Source organism: Bifidobacterium aesculapii (genome assembly GCF_001417815.1).
Lineage (GTDB): Bacteria > Actinomycetota > Actinomycetes > Actinomycetales > Bifidobacteriaceae > Bifidobacterium > Bifidobacterium aesculapii.
Genome location: NZ_BCFK01000012.1, coordinates 1 through 16,548, shown reverse-complemented (window position 1 = coordinate 16,548; position 16,548 = coordinate 1). Strand labels below are relative to the sequence as shown.

The following is a 16,548-nucleotide window of genomic DNA, read 5'->3' as shown; positions in this document are numbered from 1 at the left end:
GGCGCGCACGCCGTTCGACCAGTTGTACCGCCTCGAGCACACCGGCAACGTGGTGGGCGGCAAACCGATCCAGTTCGCGAACGTGGAGATGAGCGTGTTCAAGGAGGCGGTCATCAAGCAGTTGAAGAGCGGGCGCCCGGTGTGGTTCGCGTGCGACTGCGACCAGTTCTCGCTGCGAGGCGAAGGCGTGTTCAGCCGTGACGTAGTGCGCGTGGAGGATCTGTTCGGCATCTCCTACACGATGGGCAAGGGCGACCGTTTGGAGTATGGCGTGAGCCCGTCGAACCACGCGATGACGTTGATCGGTGTGAATCTGGACGCCAACGGCAAGCCGAACCGTTGGAAGATCGAGAACAGCTGGGGTAAGGACGCGGGCCGCGACGGCTACTTCGTCGCCACCGACGCCTGGTTCGACGACTACGTGAACGAGGCCGCGATCCATCTGGATGTGCTGGACACGGGCACGCGCGCGATCTTCGCCACCAAGCCGGTGCCCGTGCAACCGTGGGAACCCCTCTCCCGCGCCACCCGCTGCGAGTGATTCCTCTTCCATACCTGTCTCTCCCCACACGCTCACTCCCGCACTCGCACACGCTCACTTCCGCACCCACACACCCGCATCTCTCAGCCCACTTTTCTTCCTTCTCCCTCCTCACACTCCCCTTCTCTCCCCGTCCGCACCCTGCTCTTTTCCCATGGTGCGGTAAATCACCCATGGTGCGGTATGAGAAAACCGCATGATTCCGGGCTTATGAAGAAAATGTGTTACCGCACCATGGGATGAGTTGTGCCTGCGCATATCAATGCCGGGAGATACCGGATGTATACGGCTTCTGTACCGGTGTGCATACAGCCTCAGTACCGGCATGCGTATTCAGGCTGCTATGTGGGTTCGGTCCCACCGCTGCAGGCCGATGCGGATATGGCTGTGTCCCATGCCGGATCGTACGGAACGTGGCGCCGCCGAGACCAGTCAGCCTCGAGCTTATTCGGTCAAATACCCCAATGGTTGTTCGACCGGCTAGCCTCATGCTGACCAGACCAGATACCCCGTGCTTGCCTAGCCGAGCAACCCCAGGTTTATTCAGTCAAGTATCCCCTCCGGTCGTGAACTTGCGCGGTCCAAGGCATGACCTGCGCAGTTGAACAGCTAACCTGCGCAGTCGTGACCACAACCTGCGCATAGGGGTGCTGAAAGAAGCCCTGCGCAAAGCTCCGGAACGCATATACCACATCCCGAAAAGCCCGGAACACCAAGGAAATCCCCAACATCCCCCCGCTCGGCGCAAGCCGGCCTTCACGACCCCCATGCGCAGGTTCGCCATCAGACTGCGCAGGTTCGAGTCCCAGTCGCGCAGGTTCACTACCAGATTGCACAGAATCGAGCCCAGACCGTACATGTTCGTCACCGGAGTGTACAGGTTCGAAAAACAGACCGCGGCCCCAGCCCCGCACAGGCTCCCACCAGACCGAAGTCACCAACCCACACCGGTTCGCCATCCGATCGCGCAGAATCGAACCCAGCTCTCCCCCATTTCGCTCGTCTCTCTTCTCAACCCACCAAAACGGCAATAGCGCCGCAATTGTTCTCACGGCGTTCTCGCGATCTTGACGCGGGGGCCGAACGCGTGAACGAGAGCATAGGCGGAGCGCTGAGAAAAATACCGAGTCATGTGCCAAGTCAAGGGCTGGAGAGAAACCTAAGAAGGAATAAATCAATGACAGACACCGTCGTCAGTTGAAACCTAGGTCGCCTCCCGGGGCCGGATACTTCCATTATCAATGTTGGAATACCGCCGAAACGACGGAGTGGAGACTGGAGCGGATGACGGGAGTCGAACCCGCCTTTAAAGCTTGGGAAGCTTTCGTTCTACCGATGAACTACATCCGCGAAGGGTGCGTCTTTTGGACGCGAGCCACCAGTGTATCACGGGGCAAGACGCCAGCCCACACCGTCTCACTACGTGGGCTCGCCCCTTGCGTCACGCCATTCGCACACCTCCCAGCCGGTCCTTATACCGCGCCACGCCACGCCTCGTCACGCCCACCCGACTGCGCGAACTCCTCGATTGCCTCACCGGAGGCGACCATGAGCACGACCACCCATGCGGCCCAATACTCGCCCACGTCCACATCGCGCCACGCCACGCCACAGCCCACGCCACGCCACATCACAGCCCGCGCACCACGCGCACCGCTTCGCGCACCTGCGCGGCGTCGGTGCGCTCGTACGCGCCGTCACTGCCGCCGCCACCCGGCCCGCCTGCGGAACGCACCACGGTTTTGGCGGACAAGTGCAGCGCGTCCACGCCGCTCGCGGCCGCACGCGCGAAACCCGCCGCTTTCAATCCGCCACCGGCCATGATCTCGATGCGCCCGTCGGCCCACGCGGCCAGTTCGGCGAGCGCCTCGAGCCCTTCCGGCACGGTCGGCGCGCCGCCGGAGGTCAGGATCCGCGTGTATCCGAGCGCAATCAGCGTTTCCAGCGAGTCGCGGCGCCGCGCGGCCGGCACCATGTCGAACGCGCGGTGGAACGTCACGTCGACGTGCGGCAGCCCGAGCCGTTGCGCCTCGTCGCGTGCGGTGTCGGCGAGCCGTCGCGCGAAGTCGGCGTCGATGCCCCCATCCGCGCGCAATCCGCCGACGACGATGCCGCTTGCGCCCGCTTCGAGCGCGGGGCGGACGTCGGCGAGTTGTTGCGCCTGATCGTCGGCGTCGAAGATGAAATCACCGCCGCGGTTGCGGATGAGCACGTGCACGCCGCGCGGCACGCCGGCCTCGGCGCACATCCGTATCGCGCCGAAGCTCGGGGTGAGTCCGCCGGTCGCGCCGAGAGCCGCGCACAGTTCGATGCGGTCGGCGCCTTCGGCGGCGGCGATGCGCGCGCCGAGCGCGTCCTGCACCGCGATCTCCAGGAGGGGACGCCGCGCGGAATGATGTTCGGTATGTTGCCCGTCATGTTGGGCGGTATGATGCGTCGTTGCGTTCATACCGAATGATTGTACCGCTCGCGAACCCCGCTTCAGGACATGGCATGGCTTCAGGCGGTGATGAACGGCAGCGGGTCTTCAATGAACCGCCGCAATCCCATTTCGGCCGCGCCATACAGCGAAGGATGCTCCGCCACCGGGGCGGCGGCCACGCGCACGCCCATGCCCGGCGCGCCGACGATCTGCGCGTTCAGTCGCCGTTCGAGCTCGGCGGTCAGGTCGTCGCCGAAATGCGCCCACAATCCGCCGACCACGACGGTGTCGACGTCGACGACGTTCACCGCCGAGGCGATGGCGGACACCATCGCGTCCACGGCGCGATCGACTGCGCGGACCGCGGCCGCATCGCCGGAACGCCACCGTTCCAGCAGCCGTTCCGCGAACTCCCTCTTCGTGGTGGCCGCGCCGGCGGCGAGGCCCGCGGCCTCGACCAGCGCGCGCCGCCCGGCGTACATCTCCAGGCATCCCTTGCGCCCGCAGCCGCACACCGGACCGTCTATGTTCACGGACAGGTGCCCGATTTCGCCGGAGAAGCCGTGCGAGCCCTTCACCACATCGCCGTCGCGCACCACGGCGCCGCCGATGCCGATGTCCGTCGACACGTAGATGAACGAATCACGCCGGTCGACAACGTTGAGGAAGCCGGCGCGTTCGGTGGCGTACCCGGGAATCTGCGCGATCGCGGCCATCTTCGCCTCGTTGCCGGGAGCCGCGTGCAGGCGGTGCACCACGTCGAAGCGGGATAGGTCCACGTTCGCCCAGCCGAGGTTGCGCGCCGTGAGCAATTCCAGACCGTAGACGATGCCGGGCAGCGCGAGGCCGGTGCCGGCGACGATGAATCCCCGGCGCGCGAGGCGCCGCTCCAATCGCACGGCCATGGCATCGAGTTTCGCGAAGATATCGCCGGGGTCCGTGCCGGTCATGTCGTCATTCACCCAGTCGAGGCCGAGCGTGTCGCCGTTCACGTCGAGCGCGAGACAACCGTAGCCGTCCGTGTTCACCTGCAGGCCGATGCCGGCGATGCGGCCGCCGTTCATGCGCAGCGGCGTGCTCGGCCTGCCATATGCCGCCGGTGCGACGGGATCGCCTTCGCGGATCGCGCCGAAATCCAGCAGCATCGAGACCAACAGCGACATCGTCGCCTTGGTGAGCCCGGTTTCCTTGGCGAGGTCGGCGCGGCTGAGTGGGGTCTTCGCACACAGGATGGTGTCGAGGGTCACCGAAAGATTGTGGTTGCGCAGGTCATCCTGGTTGATCTTTCTGGGGTTCGCCATGTCTCGACTCCTTCCTGTTCCGTCCTATTACGTCCGGCCCCGTTCCGTCCGCGGTGTTACGTCGTTCATGCGGCGAACGGCCGAGCATCCGCGCCACGATGCCTTTTCAGTGTGGCACATGGGGGAAACGTCGCGGCCGCGCGCCCAGCTCGGATCTTCCGCCGGATTCTCGCTGTGGCGCTTCACGAGGCGCTTGACGTGACGTTTGACGTGACGCATCTGCGGCACCCCTGCCACGCGTGTCCCCGGTTGCGCCCGTCTTCCAATATACCTTATAGTTTAATCGTCTAACTTATTGTCCGATGCGGCGCGCCGCACACTCCGGCACGCCCCTCACCGAGGAGGAACCATGACCCAAGTACTGGTCGCCGGCGTGGATACGTCGACGCAGTCCACGAAAGTGCGCGTCACCGACGCCGCAACCGGCGCGCTCGTGCGCTTCGGCCAAGCCAAGCACCCGGACGGCACGTCCGCCAACCCCGAATACTGGTGGGAGGCGTTCCAGACGGCCGCCGAACAGGCCGGCGGGCTCGACGACGTCGCCGCGTTGGCCGTCGGCGGGCAGCAGCACGGCATGGTGCTGCTCGACCGGCAGGGCCACGTGATCCGCGACGCGATGCTGTGGAACGACATCAGCTCCGCCCCGCAGGCCGCCGCCCTGATCGAACGTCTCGGAGCCGCCTCCCCGGCGGAGCCCGGCGAGCCTGAGGATGTCGTCGCACGCGGCAAGCAGCGCTGGGTCAAGGCCGTCGGCTCCTCGCCGGTCGCCTCCTACACCCTCACCAAAGTCGCGTGGGTGGCCGAAAACGAGCCGGAGAACGCGCGCCGCATCGCCGCGATCTGCCTGCCGCACGACTGGCTGAGCTGGCGCATCGCAGGCTACGGGCCCGTCGAGGAAGGCGAGGACGCGCATCTCGACACATTGTTCACCGACCGTTCCGACGCCTCCGGCACCATCTACTACGATGCGGCGCACGGCGAATACCGCCGCGACCTCATCGCCATGGTGCTGGCTGCCGCGGAAGGCGAAGGCGATGCCAAGGCCCACGCCGACGCGATCGTCCTGCCCGAGGTGCTTGGTCCGCGCGACGTCGCCGCGGTGAAGGCATCCCCCACCATCGCCGGCAAGAACGTGGAAGGCGGATGCATCCTCGGCCCCGGTGGCGGCGACAACGCGATGGCCTCGCTCGGCCTCGGCATGAACGTGGGCGACGTGTCCGTATCGCTCGGCACGTCCGGCGTGGCCGCGGCCATCGCCGAGAACCCCGTCTACGACCTGACCGGCGCAATCTCCGGATTCGCCGACTGCACCGGCCACTACCTGCCGCTCGCCTGCACGATCAACGGTTCGCGCATCTCCGACGCCGGCCGCGCCGCGCTCGGCGTCGACTACGACGAGCTCGCCGCACTGGCCGCGCAATCCGTGCCGGGCGCCGAAGGCGTGACCCTGATCCCGTACTTCGACGGCGAGCGCACGCCGAACCGCCCGGACGCGACCGCCACCCTGCACGGCATGACCCTGCACAACACAACGAAGGCGAACATCGCGCGCGCGTTCGTCGAAGGGCTGCTGTGCTCGCAGCGCGACTGCCTCGAACTCATCCGCTCGCTGGGCGCGGATGTGACGCGCGTGCTGCTCATCGGCGGCGGCGCGAAGTCGGAGGCCGTGCGCGCCTACGCGCCGGGCGTGCTCGGAATGGACATCGAGCTGCCGGCCACCGACGAATACGTGGCGATCGGCGCCGCGCGCCAGGCCGCATGGGTGCTCTCCGGCAAGACCGAGCCGCCGACGTGGCCGCTCACCATCGAGGAGACCCTGACCGGCGATGCGACCCCGCAGGTCTACGAGCAGTATGTGAAGTACCGCGGCTGACGGCGCGGCGGCATACCGGCGGTCGAATTCGCAGGCATGCTGTATTTGTGAGCCGAACCTGCGCAGTCAGCGACCGAACCTGCGCAATTGCGAGGCAAACCTGCGCACTTGGCGACCGAACCTGCGCGATCGGAGACCAAACCTGTGCAGTCAAGCGCATATCCTGCGCATAGGGGTCGAGCAGCCGGTGCCTCCGGCCTCGGATGCACCGGGCGGCAAGCCCGGAATATCAACGATTCCGAAATCGCCGTCCGCCCGGAAACGGGCGTTCTTCAGCATGGGTGTGCGCAGGTTGGGCATCCAACTGCTCAGGTTTACACGCCTGACTGCGCAGGCTGCCCATCAAACCGCGCAGGTTGCACCCCCGACTGCGCACATTACCCACCAAACCGCGCAGGTTGCCGCATGGAACCAACCGACACGGACCACGACAACGAACCGTCAAGGCCAAAGCGAAGCACGCTCACCACAACCGACCCGGGCACGACACAACAACCCCTCACAAGGTCGGCAACAACATAGGAACCCATATACATGAGTGCCCCGGCCGCAATTGCAGCCGGGGCACTCATCGATGAAAGGAAAGGCGACCCGGTGGTTGCTCTCACTCGCTTCACACGAGTGAGAGCAACCACAATCGTGGACCGTTACAGCTTGCCTTCATCTTCACGGTTCAGGCGATTGCCGCGAAACGGCCCATCGAATCATCACGCCTCGGCGAGGGCGTCGACGATGTAGTTGTTGATCGTGGCCTTGACCTGCTCGAGGTGGTCGGACTTGGTGGCGGCGCGCAGCTCGGCCTGAGTCTTGTCGAGGCTGTACTCCTCCAAGGAGGCCAGCGTGGCGGTGCCGTCCTCGATGGAGGCGCCGATGCCGGACTCGTAAGAGCTGTAGCGGTCGGCCTGCAGGTCCTCGATGTAGTGGTCCTCGTGCATCTTGGCGGCAACGAGCAGACCGGCGGCGTAGGAGTCCATGCCCACGATGTGCGCGCGGAACAGATCGTCGGCCTCGAAGGAGGTGCGGCGCGGCTTGGCGTCGAAGTTCAGACCACCGTGGGGGCCGATCGAACCGTTGGCGAGGACCTCCCACATCACGGCGACGCAGTCGTACAGGTCAGACGGGAACTCGTCCATGTCCCAGCCAATGAGCTTGTCGCCCTGGTTGGCGTCAAGGGAGCCGAGCACGCCGTTCTCGCGGGCGAAGCGCACCTCGTGCTGGTAGGAGTGGCCGGCGAGGTTGGCGTGGTTGCCTTCGAGGTTCAGCTTGAAAACGTCCTCGAGGTCGAAGGTCTTGAGGAACGCGAGCGCAGCGGCCGCGTCGAAGTCGTACTGGTGCGAGGTCGGTTCCTTCGGCTTCGGCTCGATGAGGAACTGGCCGGTGAATCCGATCTCCTTGGCGTAGTCGGCGGCGAGATGGAAGAGCTTGGCCATGTGGGCCTGCTCGCGGTGCATCTGCGTGTTCCACAGGTTCTCGTAGCCTTCACGGCCGCCCCAGAACACGTAGTTCTCGGCGCCGAGACGCTTGGCAATCTCGAGGCTCTTCTTGACCTGGGCGCCCGAGTAGGCGAAGATGTCGGCGAACGGCGAGGTGGCGGCGCCGGAGACGAAACGCGGGTTGGTGAACAGGTTCTGGGTGTTCCACAGCAGCTTGGCACCGGTGGACTTCATGTTCTCCTCGATCTTGTCGACGACCTTGTCGAGGTTGGCGTTGGTCTCGCGCAGGGTGTCGCCCTCCGGGGCGATGTCGCGGTCGTGGAAGCAGAAGTATTCGACGCCGAGCTTGGTGTAGAACTCGAAGGCGTAGTCGACCTTGGCGAGGGCCAGATCCATCGGCTTGGTGTACTTGTCGTACGGACGCTCGGCGGTGCCGTCGCCGAACGGGTCGACGAGGCGCTGGTCGAAGGTGTGCCAGTAGGCCACGGCGAAGCGCAGCCAGTCCTTCATCTTCTTGCCGGCGACGACCTTGTCGGCGTCGTAGTAGCGGAAGCCGAGGCCTTCCTTGGCGCCGCCCTTGCGACCGACGTATTCGATCTTATCGATGTCCCACAGACCCATTGCAGTCTCCTTTGATGTGTGCGTTCTGTTCGCTTCGCATTCCGGCCGACCCCGCACCGCGGCGCCTATCTCGCGCCGCCGTCCGTCCCCGGCCGACGGTTCACTATGTTAAATGACCGAACTATCTTTGTCAAACGAATAAACTTATTGCCGCGCGCACAGCGTGTCGCCTCTCTTCCCGCGCGATTTTGGTGCGCAAAACGCCCTTGCAGCGCACCAAAATCGCGCGGAGGAAAGGCAAGGGAAATGAAAGAGGAGGGCGATGAAGGAGAAGGACGAAACGAAGAAACGAAAACGACTTAGAAACGAACACAGATCAGTAGCGCACTTGCGCCGGGGAACCGTTGTACCCGGAACCACCGTACACCTGAGCAGCGCTCATTTCCCGCGACATCTGCATCAGGCGCGCGATGCGGTCCTCGGTCGGCGGGTGGGTGGAGAACAGTTTCGAGAATCCGACGGAGGAGAACGGGTTCGCGATCATCATCGCGGACACCGACTGCGTGCCCGCGGTCTTGCGCATCGGCGTGGTCTGCGCGCCATAGGAGATCTTGTTGAGCGCGGAGGCGAGCGCCTCTGGGTCGCCGGTGAGCCGGCTGCCGTCTTCGTCCGCATCATATTCGCGCGTGCGCGAAATTGCCAATTGCAGCAGCGTCGCGGCGATCGGCGCGAGAATCGCGCTCAGCAGCACGCCGATCAGGCCGAGTCCGCCGGAAGAGTTCTCGCGGTCGTCGCGCGACGTGCCGCCGCCGAAGTACATGAGCGAGTAGCCGAGATACGTGATGACGGTCGCCATCGCGGAGGCGACGGCGGAGGTGAGGATGTCGCGGTTGTACACGTGCATGAGCTCGTGCCCGAGCACGCCGCGGACCTCGCGCTCGTTGAGGATGCGCAGGATGCCCTGCGTGCAGCACACGGCCGCGTGGCGTTCGTTGCGCCCGGTGGCGAAGGCGTTCGGGCTCATCGTCGGCGCGACGTAGATGCGCGGCATCGGCTTGCCGGCTTTCGCGGACAGTTCGCGCACGATCTTGTACAGCGTGGGCGCCTCGGCCTCGCTGACCTCCGTCGCGCCCATCGACGCGATGGCGAGTTTGTCGGAGAACCAGTAGGAGAAGAACGTGCTGCCCAATCCGATGAGAATGAAGATGCCGAGAGTGCCGCGGGAGCCGCCGGTGGCCCACCAGACCAGCATGATGACGCCCCACATCAATCCGAACAGTAGGGTCGTCTTCAGGCCATTGTGATGGCCGTGCACACGCATTTCGCCGTTCATACGGCTCACGCTAACGGCTGTATCTGGGTTTTAGCTGGACATCGCCCGGGAGCGAAGGACCCGGGAGCGAAGGCCCCGGGAGCGAAGGACGCCCCGCCCGCTCACCGCGCGAGCGCGTCGGTCCGGATGCCGTCGAGCGTGCCCACGAGCCCGGCGAGCATGTCGTATTGGTCGACGGCGTCGGTCATCACCGCAAGCACGTAGTCACCGGAATCGGTGGAGACGATGCCGGCGTCGTTGAGCGCATGGTACCCGCCGTCGCCGTCGATCCACCCGGCTTTCGTGTAGACGGTGTACCCGTCGTCCCCGCCGAGCGCCTGGTGGATGCCGGAGTTGAGCGTGTTCGTGTACTCGCCGGCGAGCCACTGCCGCGACGATTCGGCGGCGGACGGGTGCGAGCCGTTCACGGCGAGCGTGTCGCCGTCGAACAGGTACCCGTAGCCGGCCGCCCACATGCGCGCGAGGTCGATGGCGCTCATGTTCAGGTACGCGCCGGACGTCACGTCGACGGCGACGTGCGCGCGTTGCGCCCATTGCGCGAACGCGCCCGCGCCGTACGTGCGGTGCAATGCGGCGAACGCACTGTTGTCGGAGATGGTGATGGCCTGCCCGATGAGCCCGTTCACGCCGGCGCCGGTCGCGGTCTGCGCGATGTCGGCGGCGATGGCCGCCTCGCTTTCGGCGTCGTCCGTCGCGCCGGCGGTGTCGCCGTCGCCAGTGGAGACGGGATTGCCGTCGGCGCCGGTTTCGGCCGGATTCGCGTCCTGTTCCCCGGCGACGGCGTCGAGGTCGATGACGCCGGTCGCGGCGAGTGATATCACGTAGGGGCCTTTGATCGCGGAGGCGGAATACCGCTCGGTGCCGCCGTTCACGGCGAGCGCCTTGTGGGTGGTCATGTCCACCATCGCGACCGACGCGGAGTATCCGGCGTCGGTGAATATCTTGAGTGCGTCGTCGAGGCGCGCACGATCGTCGTCGGAGAGCGTAAATCCTTGCGTGGAGACGTCCGCGTCCGCGTCGAGACCGTCGAGCGCGGCGATCGCGAGTTCCGCGCGCGTGGCGGCACGCGGCTTCGTCGCGGCCTTGCGCGCGAGCGTCGGATGCCCCTGCGACGCGCTCACTGCGTCGTCGACGGCGCTCGTCGCGTCGCCGATCCAGCCGGGCACGTGCGCGACGACAGAGACGACGAGCACGACCACGGCGAGCGCGGCGGCGCCGACGACGATGCGGCGACGCAGGTACACGCGCCGCATGCGCGCGGACACGTTGCGGCGCGGGCGATAGCGGTGCCGGCGCGGCGCCGCATGGCCATGCGCGGCACAGGACTCGTTCACGCCGCGCGCGGCGCCCGGTGTTCCACGTGAAACACCGGAACGTCGTGACGGACGGTCGTCGCCGTGACGGGCGCCATCTTCAGCATGAAACCTCACCATGCGGCGCCAGCGTAGTCTCAGGCGTGGGCGAGTTCGCGCATTTGGTCGGGCTCGACGACCTTCTTGTGCTCGCGGCCCTCTTTGGCGCCCTCGGCGCGCTCGAACGCGTCGACCTTCTTCCAGCCGGCGAAGTCGATTGGCTTGACGCCGCGTTCGGCGAGCAGACGGTCGATGGATTCGGGGTCGCGGTCGGCCGCGACGCGACCGCCTTCCGCGGCCTTCGCGAGGTCCTCGAGCATGTTCGTCACGATGGCGAGCGCGTCGGACTTCGTGGAGCCGATCAGGCCGACCGGGCCGCGCTTGGCCCAACCGGTGGCGTACAGACGCTCGCGCACGTCGCCGCCCTCGGCTTCGGTGGTGATGCGGCCGTCGCCGTTCGCGTTGGCGAGGTGCGCACCGCGCTCGTCGTAGGCGATGCCGGGCGCTTCGGCGGGCTTGTAGCCGATCGCGTGATAGACGGCCTCGACCGGATAGTCGGTGAACTCGCCGGTGCGGTGCATCTTGCCGTCGGCGCCGGTTTCGGTGCGTTCGACGCGGATGGCCTTCACCTTGCCGTCCTCGCCGAGGATCTCGGTGGGCGCGGAGTTGAAGTGGACGTAGTACTTGCGGTCGGCCGGGTTGCCCTCGTAGTCGACGTCGCCGTCGTCCTCCATGTCTTCGGCCATCTCGCGGATGGCGAACAGCTCCTCGACCATCTGGCGGGTGAGCTTGTCCTTGCCGGCCACCTCGATGGTCTCGTCGTCCAGCTCGAAGTCGTCCTCGTTGATGATGAGCTGCACGCCGGGCAGCTTCTCCATCTCGCGCAGCTCCTGCACGCTGAACTTGGCCTGGGCCACGCCGCGGCGGATGAACAGGTGCAGCACCTTCGCCTTGTTGGCCTGGATGCCCTCGTAGACGTTGTCCGGAATGTCGGTCTTGGCCTTGAGGTCGTCGGCGTTGCGCATGAGCTCGCGGGCGACGTCCATCGCCACGTTGCCGCCGCCGATCACGGCGACGTTCTCGGCCGTGAGCGGCCATTCGCGCGCGCCCGTGGGGTAGCCGTCGTACCATTCGACGAACTTGGCGGCTCCATACACGCCGTCGAGGTCGGCGCCGGGGATGGTGAGCGGCTTGTCCTTGACGGCGCCGGTGGCGAACAGCACGGCGTCGTAGCGGGCGAGCAGGTCGTCGAGGGTGACGTCCTTGCCAAACTCCACGTCGCAGTACAGGTGGATGTCCGGGTTGTCGAGCGTCTTCTCGAGCGCGGAGGCGATGAACTTGATGGACGGGTGGTCGGGGGCCACGCCGTAGCGGACCAGGCCGAACGGCACGGGCAGCTTCTCGAACAGGTCGATGCGCGCCTCGGTGCCGAGGCCGAGCCCGGCGCCCAGCTTCTTGAGCTGGCGCAGGAAGATGTCCGAGGAGTAGACGCCGGCGGGGCCGGCGCCGATCACGGCGATGCGGAGTTCGTTCGCGGCGTTTGCAGCGTTTGCGGAGGTATTCGAAGATTCAGTCACGCCTTACAGGGTATCGCAGGCGGGCGAATCGCGAAAGAGTCGTCTTCCCCACATTTCCGGGGCACATGCCTCGTTTCTTAGGCCGGCATGCGGCGAAAAGGGGATCGGCGCGTCCCGCCGTGGCGTCCCCAACGCAGTGCCGCGCCCGTCGCGGCGCCCGATGCAGTGAGCGCCGCACCCGCCGCTAATGTCAGATTATGGCAATCGCTAATACCGGATTATGGGCGCCGCTAATGTCAGATTATGGCAATGCCTAATGTATGATTATGGTAATCGCTAATGTCAGATCATGGCAATCGCTCTTCAGGCGACGCCGGAACCGAGGTGGAACATGACCCCGCGCATGCTGGGAGAGCAGGCAATCCGTCTGGCGCAATGGTTCCCTGTGGTATCCATCACCGGACCTCGCCAAAGCGGGAAATCCACCCTCGCAAAGGCCCTGTTCTCCGACTACGACTATGTGAATCTGGAAGACCCGGAGATCCGCAAGTCCGCCTTGGACGACCCAGTGGGATTCATCCGGCAACGACCGTCCAAGCTGATCGTCGATGAGGCCCAATACGCTCCGGACCTGTTCTCCATGATCCAGGTCGTGTCCGACGAACGCGGCGGCCCCGGGCAGTATGTCCTTTCCGGTTCGCAGAACTTCCTGCTGCTCAAACGCATCCGGCAGTCGCTGGCGGGACGCGTGGGACTGGTCAAGCTGCTTCCGTTCTCCTATGAGGAAGCCTTGTCGTCGGATGCGTCGGCCACGCCGGACTCCTTCACACTGCACGGCGGCTACCCGCGCCCATACGCGACGGGCATGCCTCTCGACCTGTTCTTCTCGAACTACATCGACACCTACATCGAACGCGATGTCACGGATTATCTGGATGTCCGAAGCATATCCGATTTCCGCAGGTTCCTGACCCTGTGCGCGCTCAGCGCCGGCGCCCTCGTCAACTACACGGGTCTCGCCAATGAGATCGGCATCAGCCCGAGAACCGCCAAGGCGTGGCTGTCCATCTTGGAATCGAGCTACATCGCCTTCCATCTCATGCCGTTCCACACCAATGTGCGCAAACAGGTGACCAAAACCCCGAAACTGTATTTCTACGACACCGGTCTGCTCTGCTATCTACTGGGTATCCGTACCGTCGAGGAACTGGTCGCCCATCCCAAATTCGGCGATGTGTTCGAGAATCTCATCGTCACGGAAACCATGAAATACCATGTGAACAGAGGCGTGGAGCCGCAGCTGTTCTTCTACCGCGACGCCAGCAAAGTCGAGGTGGACCTGCTTGATTTCACCGACATCAACGACCGCAGGCTCATCGAAATCAAATCCGGACAAACCTACCATGACCGGTTCGCCAAGCACTTGACGCTGATCGGCGACGCGCTGGGCATAGGCCGCGAACGGCAATATGTGGTCGGACGGGTCGCGGCCAGCTACGTCTCGCACGGCATCCGCGTCACCTCCGCACACGACTGGCTGACCGGCAAGGCGTGACGGCCACCGGCGGATTGGCAGCACGGCCGCAGACCGCCGAACCGGTCCCGCAACTCCCGCAACGGCCTGCCGACCAATGGCCACACCACCTCACCGGCCAAACCCGCCGCCAGTCAGCCATGTCCCGCTCACTCGCGGTCGAGGACGGCGGTCAGGGCCCACAGGATGCTCACCACGTCGATGCCCTCCTGCAGGAACGCGCCGACCACCACCGGGATCAGGTCGAACGCGGCAGCGATCATGCCGACGACGGCGAGCGCAAGCCCCGCGACCACCGCCTGAAGCATCACGCGTTTCGTGCGCCGCGCGATGGCGATGGCCCGCGGCACGGCGGCGATATCGTCGTTCATGATGACGACCTGCGCGGATTCGGAGGCGGCGGTCGACACCCCGTCCGTCATCGCGACGCCGATGCCGGCGGCCGCGAGCACCGGAGCGTCGTTCACGCCGTCGCCGACCATCATCGTGACGCCGCCGCGCGAACCGCGCCGCCCGTCACTCGAATCGAAGGCGCCGCGCGCACCGCCGTTCCGCTCCCCCGCAGCAGACCCAGCCGAAGCCCCCGCCGCGCGCACGACCGCGAGCTTGTCCTCCGGGAACAGTTCGGCGTGCACCTCGTCGACGCCGACCTCGCGCGCGACGATTTCGGCGGAGGCGCGCTTGTCGCCGGTGAGCATCGCGAGACGTGCGACGCCGAGCGCGCGCAGGCGCGCCAGCGCCGCACGGGCGTTCGCGCGCGGCACGTCTCGCAGCACGATGCGGCCGACGAGTCGGCCGTCGACGGACACGTACGAGGCCATTTCGTCCGCCGCGAGCGCGCGGAAGCGCGTGCGACGCGGACCGGCCTGGGTGTCGGCTGAGGCGGCGGATGGGTCGGATGCGGCATGTGTGGCCGATTGTGCCAGCCCCGACCCGAAAACTGGGTCGAAACCGGCACCCGAACCGGTTGGCAGGAATCCATTGTCGCCTGCGGCCGCGAACGCGAGTCGCCCCACGCGCACCACGTGCCCGTCGACTTCGGCCGCGATACCGCTGCCGGAGGTCTCCTTGACGTCCTTCACCACCGGATAGTCGCGGCCATGGCCGGGCCGGCTCGCCTCCGGTTCGGGGCACTCGCGCCGGCCAGCCGCATACCGCGCGTGCAGACGCCCGATGGCCTCGCGCCCGGCGGCGGCGATGCCGTTGGCGAGCACATGCATCGAATAGCTTTCGACCACGCCCGCGAACATGAGCACATGGTCCTCGTCGATCCGCGGGGAGCGCGAGCCCGCATCCAGCAGTTCCACGCGCACGACCTGCGGCTGTTTGACGGTCAACGTGCCCGTCTTGTCGAAGAACACCTGCGTGACGCGCCCCAACTGTTCGATCATGTCCTGCGTCTTGATGAGCACACCGGACGACGCAAGCCGCGACGTGCCGGCGATGTACGCGACCGGCGCGGCGATGAGCAGCGGGCAGGGCGTGGCGAGCACCAGCACCTGCGCGAACCGCAGCGGCGTGCCCGCCACCGCCCACGCGACCCCCGCGATGAGCAGCGCGAGCACCGTGAACGGCACGGCGAGACGATCCGCCGTCTTCACGACGGCAGGGCGAGAATCCTGCGCATCCCTGACGAGCGCGAGAATCCGCTGATACTGCGAATCGGCGGCGACCTGCGTGACGCGCATCGCAAGCGTGCCCGAACCGTTCACCGCGCCGGACATGACGCGCGCGCCCGCGAAGACCTCGCGCGGCAACGGCTCGCCGTTGATCGCGCTCAGGTCGAGCGTGGCCGAACCGCTCAGCAGCTCGCCGTCGACCGGCACCGTCTCGCCCGGCAGCACGATGACGACGTCGCCGAGCCGCACCTCATCGACCGGAACCGTCTCGAAACGCGCGTCCGCAGCCGGACGGACGCGCCTGTCGGCCTGCGCGACGACCGTATCGCAGGTTTCGGGGTCGCGGCCGGTGAGCGCGCACACGCCGTCCCGCGCGGTCGCGTCGCCGGGCGCGACGGCGCGGAAGGCCGCCACATGGCGGAATCCGTCGTCGCCGCGGATCGGCGCGATGTTGCGCGCGGCGCGCGAATGCGCCCCCGCTCTGCCGACACCCGGCAGATTCGCCACGTGCGCGGTACGCGGCGCGGCGTCGAGCAACGCGGTGAGACTGTGCTCCGCCTTCGACTGCGCGAACTCCTCGATCGCCTCGCCGGACGTGACCATGAGCACCACCGCCCATGCGGCCCAATACTCGCCCACGGCGATTGTGGAGAGCATCGCGAGCACGGCGAGCAGGTCGACGCCGACGTGGCCGTGGCGGATGTCGTCGACCATGCCGATGACAGTGACGACGACCGTGTACGCGACGAGCGCTACGGCGACCCACTGGCCGATCGAGGGGTCAAGGGTGATGGCGCCGCCCGTCGCCTCGCCAAGTGCGTGCGCCCATGGCGACGCGCCCCACGGGCGGGCGGACCACAGCAAGGCGATGGGAATCGCCGAAAGCACGACGACCGGCAGCATCGGCACGCGGCGGCACAGGTCGATGACCGCCGACGCGCGGAAGCCACGACGCGACGGGCGGGGGGAGGCCGTGGGGGCGCCGGAGGTTCCGGAGGTGCCGCTGATGGTGGAGGCACCGCTGATGGCGGAGGCGGTGGTTACGGGCGGTACGGGGGCTCC

Annotated in this window: 11 protein-coding genes, 1 tRNA gene and 1 pseudogene; 4 read left to right on the top strand and 9 right to left on the bottom strand. The window is 66.4% G+C overall.

The genetic code is table 11. The annotated features are described in order from the left end of the window. Positions 1-541, top strand: a 541-nt coding sequence (locus BFAL_RS01850; protein WP_305765036.1) for a C1 family peptidase, incomplete at its 5' end; no start/stop codon positions are given. Between the two features lie 1,276 nt (positions 542-1,817). Here BFAL_RS01850 and BFAL_RS01840 read toward each other — a convergent pair. From BFAL_RS01840 to BFAL_RS01830, 4 genes are all read right to left on the bottom strand, one after another. Continuing rightward, positions 1,818-1,891: transfer RNA gene (locus BFAL_RS01840), tRNA-Gly, on the bottom strand. A 122-nt stretch (positions 1,892-2,013) separates the two neighbouring features. Then, positions 2,014-2,160, bottom strand: a complete 147-nt coding sequence (locus BFAL_RS11195; RefSeq protein WP_160319013.1) for a hypothetical protein — start codon at positions 2,158-2,160, stop codon at positions 2,014-2,016. An 11-nt stretch (positions 2,161-2,171) separates the two neighbouring features. Next, complete coding sequence (locus tag BFAL_RS01835) at positions 2,172-2,990, bottom strand: copper homeostasis protein CutC (protein ID WP_082440267.1); 819 nt, start codon at positions 2,988-2,990, stop codon at positions 2,172-2,174. 50 nt (positions 2,991-3,040) lie between these two features. Then, the gene (locus tag BFAL_RS01830) at positions 3,041-4,264 is read right to left on the bottom strand and encodes an ROK family protein (protein ID WP_055426745.1); all 1,224 of its coding nucleotides are present in this window, start codon (positions 4,262-4,264) and stop codon (positions 3,041-3,043) included. A 349-nt stretch (positions 4,265-4,613) separates the two neighbouring features. Between BFAL_RS01830 and BFAL_RS01825 the strand changes: the two genes are divergently transcribed. Then, positions 4,614-6,137: a xylulokinase gene (locus BFAL_RS01825; protein ID WP_055426744.1), complete on the top strand. Its 1,524-nt coding sequence runs from the start codon at positions 4,614-4,616 to the stop codon at positions 6,135-6,137. Positions 6,138-6,844: 707 nt separating this feature from the next. Here the strand turns inward: BFAL_RS01825 and xylA are convergent. The 4 genes from xylA to BFAL_RS01805 all read right to left on the bottom strand — a co-directional run bounded on the left by xylA (position 6,845) and on the right by BFAL_RS01805 (position 12,393). Continuing rightward, positions 6,845-8,191 carry a xylose isomerase gene (gene xylA / locus BFAL_RS01820; RefSeq protein WP_055426743.1) on the bottom strand — a complete coding sequence of 449 codons (1,347 nt, stop codon included), beginning with the start codon at positions 8,189-8,191 and terminating at the stop codon, positions 6,845-6,847. Positions 8,192-8,507: 316 nt separating this feature from the next. Beyond that, on the bottom strand, positions 8,508-9,464 hold the full coding sequence (htpX, locus tag BFAL_RS01815; RefSeq protein ID WP_055426742.1) for a zinc metalloprotease HtpX: 957 nt from the start codon (positions 9,462-9,464) through the stop codon (positions 8,508-8,510). Positions 9,465-9,565: 101 nt separating this feature from the next. Next, entirely contained in the window at positions 9,566-10,717 is a 1,152-nt protein-coding gene (locus BFAL_RS01810) for a serine hydrolase (RefSeq protein ID WP_160319012.1), read from the bottom strand. Positions 10,718-10,914: 197 nt separating this feature from the next. Further along, on the bottom strand, positions 10,915-12,393 hold the full coding sequence (locus tag BFAL_RS01805) for an FAD-dependent oxidoreductase (protein ID WP_055426740.1): 1,479 nt from the start codon (positions 12,391-12,393) through the stop codon (positions 10,915-10,917). A 289-nt stretch (positions 12,394-12,682) separates the two neighbouring features. Between BFAL_RS01805 and BFAL_RS11785 the strand changes: the two are divergent. Then, positions 12,683-13,063: pseudogene (locus BFAL_RS11785) on the top strand (AAA family ATPase); the annotation flags it as partial. Positions 13,064-13,087: 24 nt separating this feature from the next. After that, a complete protein-coding gene (locus BFAL_RS01800; protein WP_055426748.1) occupies positions 13,088-13,888 on the top strand; it encodes an ATP-binding protein in 801 nt (266 codons plus the stop codon). Between the two features lie 128 nt (positions 13,889-14,016). Here BFAL_RS01800 and BFAL_RS01795 read toward each other — a convergent pair whose 3' ends face one another. After that, complete coding sequence (locus BFAL_RS01795) at positions 14,017-16,389, bottom strand: heavy metal translocating P-type ATPase (protein ID WP_055426747.1); 2,373 nt, start codon at positions 16,387-16,389, stop codon at positions 14,017-14,019. Between the last annotated feature and the right edge of the window lie 159 nt (positions 16,390-16,548).

What these genes read in the sequence shown, in the direction of transcription:
- BFAL_RS01835 (WP_082440267.1), bottom strand. Translation starts at nt 2,990, where the DNA reads ATGAACGCAACGACGCATCATACCGCCCAACATGACGGGCAACATACC.
- BFAL_RS01830 (WP_055426745.1), bottom strand. Translation starts at nt 4,264, where the DNA reads ATGGCGAACCCCAGAAAGATCAACCAGGATGACCTGCGCAACCACAAT.
- BFAL_RS01825 (WP_055426744.1), top strand. Translation starts at nt 4,614, where the DNA reads ATGACCCAAGTACTGGTCGCCGGCGTGGATACGTCGACGCAGTCCACG.
- xylA (WP_055426743.1), bottom strand. Translation starts at nt 8,191, where the DNA reads ATGGGTCTGTGGGACATCGATAAGATCGAATACGTCGGTCGCAAGGGC.
- htpX (WP_055426742.1), bottom strand. Translation starts at nt 9,464, where the DNA reads ATGAACGGCGAAATGCGTGTGCACGGCCATCACAATGGCCTGAAGACG.
- BFAL_RS01810 (WP_160319012.1), bottom strand. Translation starts at nt 10,717, where the DNA reads ATGCGGCGCGTGTACCTGCGTCGCCGCATCGTCGTCGGCGCCGCCGCG.
- BFAL_RS01795 (WP_055426747.1), bottom strand. Translation starts at nt 16,389, where the DNA reads ATGCTGCCGGTCGTCGTGCTTTCGGCGATTCCCATCGCCTTGCTGTGG.